The organism is Nostoc sp., from assembly GCF_036917455.1.
Classification (GTDB): domain Bacteria; phylum Cyanobacteriota; class Cyanobacteriia; order Cyanobacteriales; family Nostocaceae; genus Nostoc.
In genome coordinates this window covers 1-17,618 of record NZ_JBALDK010000027.1, presented here as the reverse complement: position 1 = coordinate 17,618, position 17,618 = coordinate 1, and the positions used below count along the sequence as shown (strand labels likewise).

Annotated in this window: 9 protein-coding genes; all 9 read right to left on the bottom strand. The window is 43.2% G+C overall.

Translation table 11 applies throughout. The features are described 5' to 3' along the window. Nucleotides 1-206: 206 nt before the first annotated feature. The 9 genes from V7K42_RS03065 to V7K42_RS03025 all read right to left on the bottom strand — a co-directional run bounded on the left by V7K42_RS03065 (nucleotide 207) and on the right by V7K42_RS03025 (nucleotide 17,255). The gene (locus tag V7K42_RS03065; RefSeq protein ID WP_334913427.1) at nucleotides 207-965 is read right to left on the bottom strand and encodes an alpha/beta fold hydrolase; all 759 of its coding nucleotides are present in this window, start codon (nucleotides 963-965) and stop codon (nucleotides 207-209) included. A gap of 296 nt (nucleotides 966-1,261) precedes the next feature. After that, on the bottom strand, nucleotides 1,262-1,774 hold the full coding sequence (fldA, locus tag V7K42_RS03060) for a flavodoxin FldA (RefSeq protein WP_334913425.1): 513 nt from the start codon (nucleotides 1,772-1,774) through the stop codon (nucleotides 1,262-1,264). Nucleotides 1,775-1,885: 111 nt separating this feature from the next. After that, nucleotides 1,886-3,319 carry a chlorophyll a/b binding light-harvesting protein gene (locus tag V7K42_RS03055; protein ID WP_334913423.1) on the bottom strand — a complete coding sequence of 478 codons (1,434 nt, stop codon included), beginning with the start codon at nucleotides 3,317-3,319 and terminating at the stop codon, nucleotides 1,886-1,888. A 2-nt stretch (nucleotides 3,320-3,321) separates the two neighbouring features. Further along, complete coding sequence (locus tag V7K42_RS03050) at nucleotides 3,322-4,344, bottom strand: chlorophyll a/b binding light-harvesting protein (RefSeq protein WP_334913468.1); 1,023 nt, start codon at nucleotides 4,342-4,344, stop codon at nucleotides 3,322-3,324. Nucleotides 4,345-5,183: 839 nt separating this feature from the next. Then, a complete protein-coding gene (locus tag V7K42_RS03045) occupies nucleotides 5,184-7,922 on the bottom strand; it encodes a beta strand repeat-containing protein (protein WP_334913421.1) in 2,739 nt (912 codons plus the stop codon). A 114-nt stretch (nucleotides 7,923-8,036) separates the two neighbouring features. Continuing rightward, nucleotides 8,037-10,610 (bottom strand): RHS repeat-associated core domain-containing protein, encoded by a 2,574-nt coding sequence (locus tag V7K42_RS03040; protein ID WP_334913419.1) that lies wholly within the window; start codon nucleotides 10,608-10,610, stop codon nucleotides 8,037-8,039. A 660-nt stretch (nucleotides 10,611-11,270) separates the two neighbouring features. Next, on the bottom strand, nucleotides 11,271-13,799 hold the full coding sequence (locus V7K42_RS03035; protein ID WP_334913417.1) for a mannose-1-phosphate guanyltransferase: 2,529 nt from the start codon (nucleotides 13,797-13,799) through the stop codon (nucleotides 11,271-11,273). 270 nt (nucleotides 13,800-14,069) lie between these two features. Beyond that, a complete protein-coding gene (locus V7K42_RS03030) occupies nucleotides 14,070-15,914 on the bottom strand; it encodes a glycosyltransferase family 39 protein (protein ID WP_334913416.1) in 1,845 nt (614 codons plus the stop codon). 102 nt (nucleotides 15,915-16,016) lie between these two features. Next, on the bottom strand, nucleotides 16,017-17,255 hold the full coding sequence (locus V7K42_RS03025) for a glycosyltransferase (RefSeq protein ID WP_334913414.1): 1,239 nt from the start codon (nucleotides 17,253-17,255) through the stop codon (nucleotides 16,017-16,019). Nucleotides 17,256-17,618 lie beyond the last annotated feature (363 nt).

Here is a 17,618-nt window from a genome sequence, read left to right as displayed (position 1 = left end):
CCTAACTACCAATTATTGAGATTACAAATTTAGTCTATTGAAAGTGATTCCTATTTAGTTTATCTCTTTACAAAATGTAATAATTAAGAATGGAAGGATAAATAAGCAACGCAAGCGGAGCGATGATAGTAATTATCACCGCTCTAACTGTTCTTAGCTGCAAGCAAATATTAGTTTTTAAGCGTGGGTTATTCTGCTTTCTGCCTTCATGAATAACTTGTAGAAGTGCTAAGAGATAGTGGAGATGCTTCCAGTAAATGTGGATGGTGACATTGCCAAAAACTCAAAATCTCTTCGCCAACCTGTTGAGGGTAGAAGTAGTGAAAAAAATGATATCCTTGTGGGCATTCCCAGAGTTGATCTTCTGGCTTAAGCCAATTAAACCAGTCATGCAATGCAGTTGAATTGACTACCGGATCGCTCTTGCTACCACACACCATCATTGGCATAGAAACTCCACCCTTGGGTAAATAAACCAACTTAAATAAAGAGTGTGATGAGGGAGATTGTTCTAAATCTTTATCTAAGGCAGCCACTAACTTCTTAGTGGTATGAGGTGGTTGATTGCCAAAAAGACTGCGAACGGTGCTTGCTAAAACTAGCTCACGGCTGATATTAAAAAGTTGTCGTTGAAAGTAATAGTGAGCTTGCCAATTGTTTGCAGGTTGAGCAGCTACAGCCAGCAGAGTGAGCGATCGCACTTTTTGAGGAAATCGCCGAGCAAAGGTTAAGGCGATCGCACCACTCATCCCATGTCCCGCTAAATGCACGGGGCGATCGCGGCATTCTAAAAACTCATATAGCAACTCTACAGCTTGATCTATAGAACTAGCTTCATCTTTGGTTTGCTGGTATTCCCATTGGGCGATTCTCATATACCCACATAAGTAATCGAGTAATGGTTCATCAAAACGCTTCAAAACAGGACTAGCATTTAACCACAGAACATCAAATGAATCAGACATAAATAACCTATAAATTGTAAATTATCAATTTCAGCTAAAAGGGCGGTTAGAAACTGCGTCTACATGGGTTAAAAAACCTTGATTTTTTCTTAGCTAGGCTTTGTTCGTGTAGACGCGTTCGCCCTTGGCGTGCCGGAGCCCGCATTTCTCACAAGCTTGAGGGGAAGGATGGGCAGAGGGGAAAGAACTTGGTATTTGAACTCTCCCCTGCTCCCCTGCTCCTCTGCTCAAGCGCAGACTTAATCGAGATGTGGTGAGAAATCCGGGCGGAGGCATCATTCTATTACCTTGACTTTCTACAAACTAAATTCTGTCTTTAACTGAGAAACCCAAGTTTTAATTCGCTCATCTGTTAAATCAGATTGACTACCTTCATCAAGTGCTAATCCGACAAACTTGCCATTTTTCAAAGCTCTAGATTGCTCAAAATCATATCCCTCTGTTGGCCAGTAGCCAACAGTTTTACCGCCGCGCTGGGAAATTTTTTCTTCTAGAATTCCCATTGCATCCTGAAAGTTATCGCTATAGCCATATTGATCTCCATCACCAAAATAGGCAACTAACTTACCTTTAAAATCTATTTGATCCAGATCGGAATAAAAGCTTTCCCAATCGCTCTGAAGTTGACCTATATCCCAAGTGGGAGAGCCAATAATCAGCAATTCATACTCATCAAAAGTGCTAGTATCCGCTTCGTAAATGGGATGTAATGTTACAACATCACCACCAAACTCATCCCGAATTTTTTCAGCATCAGATTCAGTGTTACCAGTTTGAGTACCGTAGAACAGACCAATTTTTTTCGACATATTGTCACCTGATATATAGATTTGCAATTTTCCTTAGAAGATGGTGCGCGATGGTGCAAAGCACCCGCCAGAGGCGATCGCAACGATACCTATTTGCCTAGTTCGGGCAACTCAGAAAAACAAACTGCTATTGGTTAACAGCAGGAAAGCAAATAAAGCTCCTCCACAGCTACCTACTGTCCACCCAGCATTGAATTCACTCCAAGACTTAGCTGTTTTCATGTTTTCCGGTAGCTCCCCTTGAGCAGGTTTGCGCCCTTGGAAGGATATGCTGCCGTACAGCCACAGACAAATTGATAAAATCAACAGTAGACCGATTGTGGCCAGTAAACCTGCTTGATTCGCCAACTCCGTATCCCGCAACGGGCCTAACTTGACAAATGGGCCAATCAAGAAGTAGCCGTGCGCCATACCAATTTCCAGCCCCCGTGAAAAAGGAGACAAACCTTGACGGTAAATAGGAAGATTTGCCAACAACTTCAACGTGATATCTGAAGCATTGACTGGGGTATCGAAATTCCCGATTTCCGGCATTCCCGAAGCGTTGACAACTCCCTGTTGAAAATTAAGTCCAGCAGCTATGACACGAACTCTCAAAGCGTGCCAGATATGACCCGCTAGAAATACAACTGCCAAAGCAAAGTGACTAGTTGCTAGCCAAGTACGAACCGTAATCACTCCCGATGCAGTAGTACTCAATCCCAATGGCCCATAGAAAACTGTGGGATAAACGGTATCATTCACCGTCACAAAATAGGCTGCCAACAAACCCATGTAAGCCAGAGCGCCCAGACTATAGGATAGGTAAGCTTCACCAGACCAAAACAATACCTTTTTCGCCCAAACAGAAGGCTTGGTGAGAATGTGCCAAAAACCTCCGACAATGCAGAGTATTCCTACCCAAATATGTCCACCGATGACATCTTCTAGGTTATTAACTGCTGCCATCCCCTGTTTGCCAAAAGCACCGAAGAGATAGCCAAAGATGCGACTAGGGTTAAGAGTCGGTTCTGTAATTACTCGCACAGATGCCACTGCTGGATCGTAAAGACCACCCCAAAACAGCGCCTTTGCTACCAATAACCATGCCCCGAACCCCAACAACAGCAAATGAATGCCGATGATGGTGGTCATCTTCTCTTCATCTTCCCAATCGTAGCCAAACAAGCCAGGGAAAGACGGATTATCATCCAACACTGCTGGGCCTAGAACCGCATGGTAAATACCACCAGCACCTAGTACGGCAGAACTAATCAGATGTAAAACACCAATGACAACATAAGGATAAGTATCAACAATTTGGCCGCGATCGCCAACACCAAATCCTAACGTTGCTAGATGGGGCAGCAAAATTAACCCCTGCTCATACATCGGTCGGGAGAGGTCATATTTGGTGATTTCAAACAGAGTCATTGCTCCTGCCCAAAGCACAATCAACCCAGCATGAGCAACATGAGCGCCCAAAAGCTTACCCGACAGGTTAATGAACCGAGCATTACCAGCCCACCAACCCGATTCCTGCGTTGTTATTGTTGCAGTTGTCATTCTTAGATTGCCTCCCCACGAGTTGAATGGATGACTCTCCAAGTGCGAAAGTCAAATCCAGCAGCGCGTAAAGCGTGCCAGAGATGCCCTTGAAGAAAGAAGAAACCTAGCCAGAAGTGAGCATTCGCCAGCCAAACGCGAGAGGATAGTAAATTTCCACTCTGGAAGTAGGGAAAACGGTCAAACCCAATACTTAGGGCTGGTCCATAAAATTCCGGTGGGTAAGCTAGTGTGTTGACAGAGACAAAATAGGCAGCAATAAAACCCATGAGAGCTAAAGCTCCCAAGCTGTAAGAAAGGTATGCTTCTCCTGACCAGATAAAAAGCTGCTTTGCCCAGCCAAAAGGTTGAGTAGTAATGTGCCAGATACCGCCTGCAATGCAGATAATGCTGACCCAAATGTGACCACCAACCAAGTCTTCTAAGTTATTAACTCCAGCAATCCAATGCTTGCCACCCCCACCAAATAAGTAGCTAAAAATGACAACGGAGTTCAAAGTAGGGCTAGAAACTACGCGCACCTCACCCACCGTAGAATCGTACAAGCCGCCAAAGAACATGGCTTTGGCAACTAATAAGCCTGCTCCTAGACCCAGTAATACTAGGTGAATACCTAAAATAGTGGTCATTTTATTAGCATCTTCCCAGCGATAGCCAAAGAAGGAAAATCTCTCTTCTAAGATGGCGGGGCCACGTAGGGCATGAAAGATACCACCAAATCCCAAGAAGGCGGAGCTAATTAGGTGCAATACTCCAATGACAAAGTAGGGATAAGTATCTACTATCTGTCCACCACTTCCTACACCCCAACCGAGGGTTGCTAAATGAGGCAATAGAATCAACCCCTGTTCGTACATTGGTTGCGCTCGGTTAAAGTGGGCAAGTTCAAAAAGGGTCGTTGCACCAGCCCAAAGAACAATTAACCCCGCATGAGCAACGTGAGCGCCCAAAAGTCGCCCTGAGAGGTTGGTTAACCGGGCATTCCCTGCCCACCAGGGAATCGATTCCGGTGTTTGAGCAGCCATCCTTGTCATGGCGTTATCTCCTGAAAAAGTTTTGAAATGCCTGAAATTGATTGTTGACTTAATGAATATCTATCTCAATAAGTCTGAAGATATCCTACCAGAGTTATTGAAAATATTTATCATTTGAGGTAGGTAAACTTTTATAAAGTATTTCAGGAAAAAACTGAAACGGCAGGTGGAGGTTCATTCAAACCCAAGAATGAGTGGGCTAGAAGAGAAGTTATTGTAAGTGCCTCACGATATCCTCATACAATATTCCAAGTAATTACGGGTTCCAAAAAATACATCGGTAAAGGAAGCTAGAGAGAGTAAATTTTGTGTGCTATTTATGAAATTAATCCAAATACTAAAAGTAGCTGTAATTCCTGTTTTGACTGTATTTAGTTTGTTGTCTGCATCGAATAAAGTACTAGCTGACTATTTAACTAGTCAGGGTTCAGGAGGTAATTATCGTTATGAATTATGGTCTACCGATGATAGTAGTCATTACTATTTAAAAGTTTGGTCATCTGAAGCAAGCCCAAACAGCGATACATACTCCACAACTAGATCATTCACCTCTAGTAGGGACGCTTTAATTTATTTTGATTGCAATTACGCTGGTAGAAATTTACCAGAATGTCGTTGATGATAATTTTGAACTCTTCTCATAGGCATAGGTTGGATTGAGGAACAAAACCCAACACCCAAATACCTTGGTATTGTTCGATTTAACTCCGTTCAACCCAACCTACATTTATTTTTCTTTCCCCGGAGTGGCACAACAGGGTTAGGCTGAGTTCGTGATTCTGTAATTTTGAATTACAGAATCACGAACTAAGGTTTTTTATGAGACTTTTTTAAGCTTGCACAACAAAATCAGTTGTCGAGAGAGAAGTGACACCAGATAAAGTAGCGAATAGACTGCCAGTACCCAAGCCTGTTGTCGTACCATTTTGGTTGTAAAATAGATCGCCATTGGCTTGGTTAAAAATAATTTTGGCGCTGCTACTTCCGGCAACTATCTCACTATTTGTCGTGGCATTGATAATGGCAAACTCACTGCTGGTTAAGGCACTACCAGAAGCACTGGTAAGGGCGGTAAACGTGGTTTTGTCAAGGACAATTTTATCAGTGCCAATAAGGAAATCGGTAATGCGATCGCTCCCAATATCAGCAGATGTAAATATCTTATTAGTATCGTAGACGAATTTGTCTGCGCCATTTCCTCCTGTTAGGATATCATTGCCTGTACCTGGGTCGAGGTAGTCATTACCATCACCACCATCAAGGGTGTCGTTACCCGCACCTCCAAATAATCCACCTCTGCCATTGGCGGTGTAGCTACTATCATTATCATCTCCGACACCACCTCTCAAGATGTCATTTCCATCGCCACCTTCCAAGCGGTCTCTGTCTGCACCACCATCCAGGGTGTCATTACCCGCTTCGCCGAAAAAGGCATCTCTTCCACTACCACCAAGAATCGAGTCGTTTCCTGCACCTAAGCTGACATTGCTGCCGTAATTTATGGAACTACCATCTCCAACTGTGGCGCTGAGGTTAATTACATCATTGCCGCTACCAGTTTTCAAGTAGACTTGTTCAATTTCTCGAAAGCTACTTCCACCAGAAACTGTTCCATTAGCAGTATTGGTGTAGGTGACGGTAACAGCAGTTGTTTGTGTTAAGAGGTCGAGGTTGAGGACATCATTACCTGCACCACCAATTACAGAGTCAACACCTGTACCTGGGTCGAGGTAGTCATTACCATCACCACCATCAAGGGTGTCGTTACCCGCACCTCCAAATAATCCACCTCTGCCATTGGCGGTGTAGCTACTATCATTATCATCTCCGACACCACCTCTCAAGATGTCATTTCCATCGCCACCTTCCAAGCGGTCTCTGTCTGCACCACCATCCAGGGTGTCATTACCCGCTTCGCCGAAAAAGGCATCTCTTCCACTACCACCAAGAATCGAGTCGTTTCCTGCACCTAAGTTGACATTGCTGCCGTAATTTATGGAACTACCATCTCCAACTGTGGCGCTGAGGTTAATTACATCATTGCCGCTACCAGTATTGGTAAGTAAGATGGACTCAAAATTGCTAATAGTTGTTGTTACGCCAGGTGTTGTAATGCCAGATGGGGTAACAGTGACATTAACACCTGTAGTTTGATATGAAAGATTTAGCACCAGCTTGTCTGTACCTGCACCACCATCAGCTGTAAAACCGATAGTTCTGAAGGTGACGGTATCATTACCATCGCCAGCATTAACCGTGCTATTAGTACCACTAATATCAATAGTGTCTGCATTACGGGTAGCTGTGATGTTAAAGCGATCAATGCAAGTGAAACTAATTGAATCAAGCCAGCCACCAGTAGTAGCAGTTCGTCCAGCACTGCCAGAAAAACCGTTAGCATTACTATCTGCAACGGTAAACTGCATTTGATTGCCAACATCATTAATAGAGTAGTTGAGAATGAGGGTGTCAACACCAGACCCTCCGTTTACGCGATCGTTAACGCCCAACCCTGGATTAATAACATCATTTCCTGCACCACCATTAAACACATCATCGCTACGGAAAACGTTTCCATTGATGATGCTGGCTTGGGTGATGGTATCGTTACCGCTACCTGTTGTGAGTTTGAGAAATTCAAAGTTTGTTGCAGAGGCAATATTTGGTAAGCTACCACCGTTAAGCGGGTTGATGATGTCTAGATTTGCTGTTTGCCCAGATAAATCGAGTTCTAGGGTATCTTGACCGTTGCCTCCATCTACTCTGTCTGTACCAAGTCCAGCTTTAATTGTGTCATTGCCATCACCACCGTTAATGGTGTCATTACCGATCGCACCATCCAAAATATCATTTCCGGCTCCACCTGAAATTACGTCATTGCCAACAGCACCGTTAATTTGGTCGTTACCTGTGCCACCATTGAGTATATCGTTACCTGATGTACCAAAAATAACATTAGCGAATGCTTGGAGAAAATCAGGTTGGCGGAGGGTGTTAAGGAATCCTGAAAATCCAGCATTTGCTAAAACTTGACTGAGGCGAGCATCAAAATCTTCTGGAGAGAGATTAAATCGATCCTCGAAGGCATCTAAAGCGGCAACTGCAAAGTTCCAGTATAAAATTGCTTCATTGGTGCTAGTGGGTGCATTAGTTGTCAGCCCACTCAAAATTGTATCGAGGCTGGTGCTAGTTTCTAGTGTGTCGCTATTGTGGTTAAAAGTGGAGTTAGGGAACAAATCTCGCATTTGCCCTTGAACAAGCAAACGTCCTACAAGTTCCCTAAAAAGATCATTCCAAACTCCTGTAATAACATTTCCTGCTTGTGGCCCAGGATTTGCACCCCAGCTAACCTGAACGAAGTCTTCACCAACAAACGTCTCTAGGAAAGAGAGCTTGCGACCATCAACATTTGAGCCTCGGCTATTTGTGGCAACATTTTCTACACCTGCCCAACGGTAAAGCAGTGCTTCTACTTGGGAGATAAACCGGCTGTGGAATTGCTGGAAGTTTTCGGTACTTAAAGTTACAAGATTTCGCATCATGCCCAATAGGGTTGGGTCTTGGCTCATGGCAATGTATAAATCTGGTAACTCGCCAAAGCCTCGCAGTGATGGGAGGAATAGAGTTTCGGCTTTTAATTCATATTCTTCGTCATAAATTGTGTTTAATTGGCTGAGGGCAAACTAAACGTCAACAATTTCCCTAGTAGCGTTATCAGTACGAGTGTAGCTGCTGATACTGCTGACGCGGTTGCCTTGATTTGTTTGATTTACACTTTGGTAGTTGAGGTTGATACTTGCGATACCCCAATCTGTTAGGGTGCGTAGTTCGCCAACATCACTAAAACCATCTTGGTTTTTGTCTCGCCAAATTAGCAGATTGGCAAATTGAGTGTCTTCGGAGTTGATGACATTATCGTTGTTGCTATCGAGTTGCTTGAGGATGATAAATCCGTCGCTGGTGGCGTTACCAAATAGTTCGGTGATGTCATTGATGCGTTTATCACCATTTTTATCAAGTGCTAAAAGTCCATCGTCAGATTTTACCCAACCTGTTTGTTCTGCAAAATTATCTGCATCTAGGTCAAAGAAAGTCTGAGAGTCTTGTAAAGAAGTTAGTTCAATACCGTCACCGTCTAAATCTAGTACTAGTGGCGAAATAGTTCGTCCTGCACCTCCCATACCATCACCAGTGCTACCACCAGTACCACCGGAACCGCGACTGCCGCCAGAACCGCCACCAGAACCACCAGTGCCACCACCAAAGCCAGTCTCATTGGAATTTGGATTAATATCTGGATAAAGTCCATTGAGTAGCGTACCAAGTCCTGCAGTCAAAGTTAGAGACCTAGCGGCAACGTTTAAAGTGAGTGCAACAAGAGGCAAACCAGACACAGCAAGCGCAGGCACAGCAAGCGCGGCTAATCCCAGTATCCCTGCTGCAACGGCTGTAATGCCTATTACAGTTGTAGGTACAAGCGATAAGCCAGATGGGTCTACAAAGCCTATGGGATTATTGAGAACGTAACGATATATGTTAGAGTCACCACCTCGTAATCCAATTGGATCTGGAGCGGTGAGTTTCCCCATACCACTATTGTAATACCTCGCCCGCATGAAATCCAGCCCATTCGCCTCATCCATCACCCCCCATTGCCCAACATACTCAAAAGGATTAGCCACTCCCTCTGTCGTAAGCAAATTTTCTCCAAAGGGACGGTAGACATAACGGTTAACATAACTACCCGTCGCGTTCGTCAACCCAACAGTTGAACCCACAAAATCGGAATCATAGTAAGCTGCATTAGTCCCAGCAAAGCGACCTACCAAACCAATGCCATGAACATAATTGGTCGCAGCACCACCGCTATATTCACCAACAACATCATCCAACCCAAACGGGTCAATTAAATACTCCGTCCTCTGACCGTTGAAAACCGCCGCCTTCCGATTTCCAAAGGCATCATATTCATAACTAAACGTCCCTGCTGGTGTCGTTCCCCCAATCAGTTGATTCTCATCGTTATATGTATAAGTCCAGGTACTAGTTCCATCAACAACCTTAGTTAAATTCCCATCAGGATCATAGGTATAAATTGCACTGCCAACAGTGGTGTATTGATTTAAGTTATTTCCTGTGTAAGTGGTTGTAACTCCATTAACAATTGTGCGAATACGATTACCCGCAGCATCGTAGACATACTGTAAATTCTGATTGGCAATGCTGGCATTTGTAGAAGTAAATCGCCCACGGGTCAACTGTCCTGTGGTGTCGTAGGTATATGCCCAAGTACCATCTCGCGTTACTGCCCCTGTTTGCCGCCCTAAATTGTCATAGCTGTACTGGAACGAAGAGTTAATAGTATTCGTGGGCGTATAGTTTGTAATATTCGTTACTTGCCCTGCATCGTCGTAGCTGTAGGTTGTGTAAGTGCCATTACCGTTAGTTTCCCGCGACAAACGACCTACAGCATCATAAGTGTAGGAAATAATCGTTGCACCTGCGGCATTGGTTAATTTTGCCAGACGACCATCTGAGTCATAGCTATAGTTTGTCGTAAACCCGCTTTGGTCTTTCATTTGAGTTCGCCGACCTTCAGCGTCGTAGGTCAACTCCAGAAAGCGACTATTAGGGTAAGTAATTTTTGTGAGGCGGTTGTTAACATCATATAATAAGGTCGAAATCCCGCCCTGAACATCTCGAACTGAAGTTACATTGCCTTTGGTGTCGTAAGTGTATTGCTCATAAGTGTTGTCATCAAAAGTTTTGCGGGTAACTCGTCCCTGTGCATCATAAGTGTATTTAAAAACATCGCCGCTACGTTCTTTAGCTTGGGTGAGGTTGCCTGATAAGTCGTAGCTAAAGGTTTCTGATTTACCATCTGCATAAGTAATACTATTTAATTCACCGTAGGTGTTGTAGCTATATTGAAGTTTTTGTCCCCGTTGATCTGTAACGCTAGTGGGAGAATCGGAGTTCGCACCGTAGGTAAAGCTGACTGTTTGATTTAAGGGGTCAGTTTGACTGAGTAAGCGTCCTTCGGTGTCGTAGGAGTATTTGTAAATTGTGTTACCTGGAGCCGTAACTTGAGCTAGGTTGTCATTAGTGTCGTAAGTAAAGCTGGTAACTCGGTTTAAGGGATCTTTAATGTTGTTTATTTGCCCCGTGCTTGTGAATTCAAGTCTAGTAGTTTTGCCGTTAGCATCGGTTACATCAATGATTCCGGGTGACAGGTATTGGTAGGTTGTTGCTGGCATGGAGGGTATAAGTAAGTTGGTACTTTAGGTTACAAAAGCGTATCTTTTATGACAATTTACTAGCTTAAACTGTCAAACAAATCCAAAATTCATTGATGGTTTTCAAGTTGCATAATGTACAGCCTCAAAAAAGCGCTCTATAAGTCGTAATTAAAGAGTTTAATTACGAATTACAAATTAACGTGAATTGCTAGTTAGCCTTACTCACATCATCTGGAAAACCTCTCCCTTAAAAGCGAGAGGTTTTGAATTTTGACTTTTCCAACTAACAAGAATTTTTCCGTTTCTCTCTCCTTTTAAGAAAAGTTAGGGAGAGGTGGAAAAGGAACTAGGGGATAATTTAGCGTTAGTTTTTAGATATAACCTAAAAAGTCAGGCTAGTTAGTGCCATTGAATAGTATCAAGATAATACAAAAATTACAATCTTCGATACCAATAAAATATAAAAACTTAAAGTTTGGTACTTAAATTAACGTCAGCCCGACGAACCTTTCGTACAAGAAGAGGAAAGAGTAACGAAAAAATCATATTTTGAAATTTTAAACTTTTAAACCTCTCCCCGAAGCAGGAAGAGGTTTGGAGAATGGTCAAATTAAATCCATTAAGCTTCAGTTTAATTAGAGGTGTGTTTAATAACTAGCAACTTGGACAACTGACGAATTACGCTTCGGTGGGTTGATATTCTTGTTGTCTTTCCACAAACGCCTGAACACGGGTGCGGTAATTTCTTACAGTCTCATCTACCCATTCGCGATCGTTGCTATTTGCATATAAATGCACCAGTGGTTCGCTAGCATCTGGTAAAACTAATAGCCAACTATCATCGTAGGGTTGGCAAATTTTCACTCCATCAATGAGTTCTAGATTTTGGGCTGGGTGAGTTTCTACTAAGTAACGCATCAAAGCACCCTTGGCTGTCCACGGGCAACGGACTGTATAAGTTTTGTGAATTACACGTGGCAATTCCGATCGCGCAGCAGCAAGCGATCGCTCCTGTATAGTTAACATCTCAATTATCTTCGCAATGCAGAACATGGAATCAAACCCAGGATGCAGTTGTGGGAAAATAAAACCAGTTTCTCCACTACCTCCTAGAACCACATTTGGATTTTTTTGACAAGCTTCCATTAAAGCTGTCGGGTTGGCTTTGGTGCGAATCACTCTGCCATCGTGACGACGGGCGACTTGTTCAATAGCACTGGAAGCATGAACCGGGACTACTACTGTTCCTCTAGGGTTAGCAGTTAAGATCATATCCACCATCAGTGCTGTTAACATTTCCCCACGAATTGGGTAGCCTGATTCATCAACCAAAATGAGTTGTTCTCCATTAGCTGATACTTGCACACCAAAGTTAGCTTTCAATGCCTCCACTACATGACCTAATTGAGTCAGCAGTCCTTCGCGGTCAGCTACGGACATAGCTGTTTTATTGACACTGGCATTCAATACGACTGCATCAGCACCAAATTTATCCAACATTTGGGGTAAAACTGCCCCTGATACGGCATAAACATAGTCAATCACTACTTTTGCCCGACTATTGCGGAGTGTATGAACATGCAAAAGCTTCTCAAAAGCAGTGCAGTAGCGATCCATCACTTGGCTGGGGTAAGACACATCGCCAATTTCATGAATTAGCGCCCGTCGCATATCTTCTTTAAAGTAAGCCCCTTCAATTTTCTTTTCCAGGGCTTTGGAGATATTAATGCCCTTAACATCCATGAATTCAATCAGAATGTAGTCAGGGCGATCGGGGTGGACGCGCACATGAATACCACCAGCTACGGACATTGTGGGTATAACTGTGCGGGCAATGGGGATAGCTGTGGCATCAAGGTTTTGAATATCAATACCTACTGACATTAAACCAGCAATCAGCGATCGCGTCACCATTCGAGAAATATTACGCTGATCGCGAGAAACCGTTACCTTAGAACCAGGTTTTAAAGTAGAACCGTAAGCAGATCCCAATTTCACGGCGAATTCTGGCGTGATGTCGATATTCGCTAATCCTTGCACACCACGTTGTCCAAATAAATTCCGTTGAGCGGTGTTCCCCCAAATCAAGTTAATGTTTAAAACTGCCCCTGACTCAATCTTTTTACTGGGCCAAACGCGCACACCAGGGCTAATTTGAGCTTCTTCTCCCACAGTGGAAAGGGAACCGACAACAGCAGCTTCTAATACATGGGCGCGACGGTCTACACGAGCGCCACGGGAAATTACACAGGCAGAAAGATGTGCTTCATCGCCAATAAATGCCCCATTCCAGACTATGGGACGTTTAAGACTGGCATCAGCGCCAATAGTGACATTATCGCCAATTACGCTTCCGGCCTCAATCTGCACTCTTGCCCCGATGCGGCAATTGTCACCAATGACTGCTGGAGTTTCAATCACAGCCGTTTGATCGATGTAAGTATTTTGACCTACCCATAACTCATGAGAAACTTGTTTGTAGGCATAATCTAATTGCACTTTCCCATCTAATGCGTCATACTGAGCCTCCCGATAAGCATCTAAGTGACCAACATCGCACCAGTAACCTTGAGCGATGTAACCATACATTGGCTCATCTTTTGCTAGCAGTAAAGGGAATAAGTCTTTAGAAAAGTCGCATTCAATGTTTGCTGGCAGATATTCCAAAACTTCTGGTTCGAGAATGTAAGTGCCAGTGTTGACGGTATCGGAAAAAATTTCACTACTAGAGGGCTTTTCTAAAAATCGCCGAATTCGTGTTTCCTCATCGGTAATTACCACCCCAAATTCAATCGGGTTGGGAACTCTGGTCAAAATCAAAGTAGCTTTTGACTTATTTTGTTTGTGAAATGCGATCGCAGCCGTGAGGTCAAAATCTGTTATACTGTCGCCGCTAATGACTAAAAAAGTTTCATCCAGAAGTTCGGCAATGTTTTTCACACAGCCTGCTGTACCCAAAGGCTGATCTTCTTCGACGGCATAAGTCATCTGAACGCCAAAATCGCTGCCATCTTGAAAATAGTCTCGCAAGACATCAGGTAGATAATGTAGTGTCGCGATAACTTCTGTAATTTGATGTCTTTTGAGAAGATTGATAATATGTTCGGCAATTGGTCGATTTAAAATCGGCACCATCGGTTTGGGCAGATCGCAAGTTAACGGGCGAAGCCGCGTTCCCGAACCCCCTGCCATCAGTACTGCGCGCATAAATTCTCCTTAACTAGTTACAGCCTTCACTGCTTGAAAACGTCTCAGATAAATTTTGTTCTTCTTTCTTTAGTCTCCTATGGATATCAATATTTGAGGAACTTCCACAAGATGCATCTGTATTGGGGATTGGGCAGAAGAGGCAGAGGGGCAGGGAGTATGGGGCAAGGGGGAAAATGAAAAATTACCTCTTTCCCCTCCGCTCCCCTGCTCCCCTGCTCCCCTGCTCCCCTGCTCCCCTGCTCCCCTGCTCCCCTGCTCCCCTGCTTCTTATTGACAATGATAAAGTTTATATTCGTAGCCGTTTATGCTTGGTAAAGATTGAGTATCAGATATCACGCATGTTTTAACAGTTTCTTTTACAGGAGCGTGAAAGTTTACCAGCCACAAGTCAAAAGGTCGTGGTAACTTTTTTAAAGTATTTTCTAGCGCAATGGTAGAAGTATTAGGATCTCGATCTTGATGGGCAAGGAGAAACAGAGGTTGTTGAGGTGAATTGGCAAGTTTAAACTCTCTAGCTACCCCCATCATTTCTCCAGTGTGTACATAAGTTTTATGAGTGGTGGCAATCAGTACTGGTACTGGGGATGTTTGTTGAATTAGCTGCACAAACAGGTCAGGGCGATAATATTTTTGATAGCCAAGATTGCAAATTACTGTAACTGCACTGAAAAATCCCATTAGCCAGATTAACATCACGGCTTTTTTACCGTTTATTCCCCATCTACCTATGCTTTTAATCCCATTTTTTTCCATCAATTCCTTGGGAGGATGCCAGCAAACTGCAAGACTTGCACCTAGTAAAATAACGATCGCGGGAAAGTAAACAAAGTTATATCTAGCACCTCTAGTTAGGTCAATCCCGAAAAAATAGGCAAAAATAAAGAATAAAGCGATCGCACTGATAATGATTCCAGCAAACACCTGAATCATAATCCGATTTTCTCGGTGCTGTAGTTGAATTTCGAGCCCCCGCAGCAAAATTGGTACTGCCCAAATAAAGAAAGTCAGCATCACCACTCCAGAAGGAATCACAACTACTAGTTGTGAAGATTCAACTGGTAACAGCGAAATCATGGCAATCAATGTTCCTAAAGCTTGAAAAATGGGGTTTAACCAATCTAGTCCGACGCGCGAACCTCGAATCCACTCGGTCAAAGCACCACGATTTTCATTCTCTAACAAGGTTGGTATCCAAATTAAACCCGCTACACAAGTACCTATAGCAACGGCATAGATGCGCCGCCAGGGAGGAGAGAAGAGGAGAGAAAATTTTTTGCTAGTCTGCAATTGAAGCCAAGCAAGAAAAATCAAAACTATCGCTTCTGTGCAGAGGGTAAGGGTGAAAAAGTAATGAGTCGCAACACCTAAAGCATTAATTCCTACCCAAAAAAGTGCTATCCAGATGGGTAAAGGTGTACGGTTTTGAATATGACGTGTAGCAATTACCAAGCAGGTAAGGGAAGCAGTTACCCATAAAGCTGCCAAAGTGTAATGACGGGCTTCTTGTGATAAAAATATACCGTAGGGTGATACTGCCATCATCGCAGCAGTTAAGTGTCCCACTAATGATGAACGAAATGCTACCTTACCTAAAATGTAAACACACGGAATTAAGGCAGTACCAATTATAGCTGGTAGCGATCGCGCCGCAAACAGCGATACTAATCCGCCATCGCTGGGAAATAATTTCATCCACAGATGAGCCAGCACAAAATACAGTGGTGGATGACTATCTTGTGTAGCTAAGTTATGAATAACATCACCAATACTAGCTGCTGGGTTTATTTGCAGTGGTTGTAATAGGATGTCAGGTGCGATCGCTCGATCTAGGGGTACTGGTGAAAAAGTATTCCCTAAGCTAAACACCAAGGTGGCAAACTCATCAGTCCAAGGAGGCTTTGCAGTCAAGTTGGTTAGGCGCAAGCTGATGCCGATGATTAACCACATCAAGTTCAGAAAAGGGTGAAGCCAGGAAGGTGGGAGATGAGCCTGCCAATTATGCCAATGCTTGTGTTCTAAGGTAGAGCTTAAATCTACCATCTGTACGAAATGAGTCGTATAGGCAATAATTTTTCTGTAAAAATAAAATGCACCTTGAAAAAGAACTCTCATTGCCTGGCCTCACACGGATGAATTTGTAGATTTGACGTTTTAGATTTAAGTTCGTTCTAAAGTCTAAAAACAAAAATCAAAATCTCAAATCCCTCATTGTGATTATTTCACGTCGGTAACGCGCCAGCTAAGTTTCAAATTAATCCAGAAATTCCAGATTGTCGCAACTGCGATCGCTACCAACTTAGCTAAATACTGATTTATTCCTAAGACATTATAGAGAAAGTTAATTATTAGAGCTTGTAATACAACTCCTGCTAAACAAATCACACTGAACTTCAAGAACCGCTTGAAACGTTGATGCGGATCGCGTTGTCTCTGAGAAATATCACTAAAAGTCCATAAATCATTCCATAGGAAATTATTTATGATTGCCACTCCGGCCGAAAGAATCGTACTGCGAGTTAAACCTAAATGAATCACAGTCCGCAGCAAGTAAAACACGGTTAAATCTACAAACACACCACTAAAGCCAACCAACCCAAAGCGGAGGAATCGACCAATGGGGAAATTGACTTTTCTACTAAATTTTCCTACCCGCCCTGTAGAAAGCCGCAACCGCACTAGGTGATGGATGTAATCTATATATTGCTTCCATGTAACCTTACTCTCACCCTCTTTGCGTTCGCAGAACACATATCCAACTTCGGCTACTTGGTCTACTTTTCCCCGTCCGATTACTTCTAAGAGAATTTTGTATCCGACTGGATTGAGTCTTGCATTTGCGATCGCACTCCGGCGCACCATAAAATAACCGCTCATCGGGTCAGAAACTCTGCCCAGTACTCCCGGTAATATCACCAAGCCTAACAACTGAGCGCCCCGAGACAAGAAACGCCTAACAACACTCCAGCTACTAACACCGCCTCCTTCAACGTGACGGCTAGCTACTGCTAAATCTGCCCCCTGCTCAACACTACGCAACAGTTGCATCAGCACCTCTGGGGGATGCTGCAAATCTCCATCAATCACCCCCAAGACATTCCCGGTAGCTGCTTGCCATCCCCGAATCACTGCTGAAGAAAGCCCCCGTTCCTGCTGTCGTCGCATTACTCGCAACTGAGGGTATTCTTGCGTCAAGGATTGTGCTATTTCCCAAGTTCGGTCTGGGCTATCATCGTCTACCACAATTAATTCATAGTTTCCTGGAATAGATTCATCCAGTAACTGACTCAATATGCTGACTACATTCTTGATGTTGTCACGCTCTTTATAAGTAGGAATTACTAGAGAAAGATAAATAGATTCACCACTCGTACCCAGATGGTTAGGGGGCAACTCTGAAATCTTTAGTGGTCCAGTTGGTACTGTTAACAGCGAGTTGGATGAGTTAATTTTCATGATTTAACATTACAGAACGAAGATGTGTAAAGACCCAGGCAAATCAAGCCAGCAGATGTTTGGCTTTATTGATTGAACTTGGTTGGTCAAAATTAGATGAATAGTTTTGTTACAGTTAGTTGTTCTGAAAAGTTTAGTAATTCTCGCACCTCAATTCAAAATATTTTTCTAAAATTCATCTAAACTTTACATTTAACTAGTAGTTTTTATGGTAAAGCTTACTTGCTTACATAATTTTTTATACAGACAATAAATACTGTACCATTAACTCCCCTAAGTCAGCAAATATACAGTTTATCAAGACTATGTAAAAACTTTTTAGTATTAGTATAGCTAATGTATCAATCAAAAATAATTACTGAT

Coding starts and splice junctions, on each gene's coding strand:
- V7K42_RS03050 (WP_334913468.1), bottom strand. CDS start 4,344: ATGGCTGCTCAAACACCGGAATCGATTCCCTGGTGGGCAGGGAATGCC.
- V7K42_RS03045 (WP_334913421.1), bottom strand. CDS start 7,922: ATGAGCCAAGACCCAACCCTATTGGGCATGATGCGAAATCTTGTAACT.
- V7K42_RS03055 (WP_334913423.1), bottom strand. CDS start 3,319: ATGACAACTGCAACAATAACAACGCAGGAATCGGGTTGGTGGGCTGGT.
- fldA (WP_334913425.1), bottom strand. CDS start 1,774: ATGTCGAAAAAAATTGGTCTGTTCTACGGTACTCAAACTGGTAACACT.
- V7K42_RS03035 (WP_334913417.1), bottom strand. CDS start 13,799: ATGCGCGCAGTACTGATGGCAGGGGGTTCGGGAACGCGGCTTCGCCCG.
- V7K42_RS03030 (WP_334913416.1), bottom strand. CDS start 15,914: ATGAGAGTTCTTTTTCAAGGTGCATTTTATTTTTACAGAAAAATTATT.
- V7K42_RS03025 (WP_334913414.1), bottom strand. CDS start 17,255: ATGAAAATTAACTCATCCAACTCGCTGTTAACAGTACCAACTGGACCA.
- V7K42_RS03040 (WP_334913419.1), bottom strand. CDS start 10,610: ATGCCAGCAACAACCTACCAATACCTGTCACCCGGAATCATTGATGTA.
- V7K42_RS03065 (WP_334913427.1), bottom strand. CDS start 965: ATGTCTGATTCATTTGATGTTCTGTGGTTAAATGCTAGTCCTGTTTTG.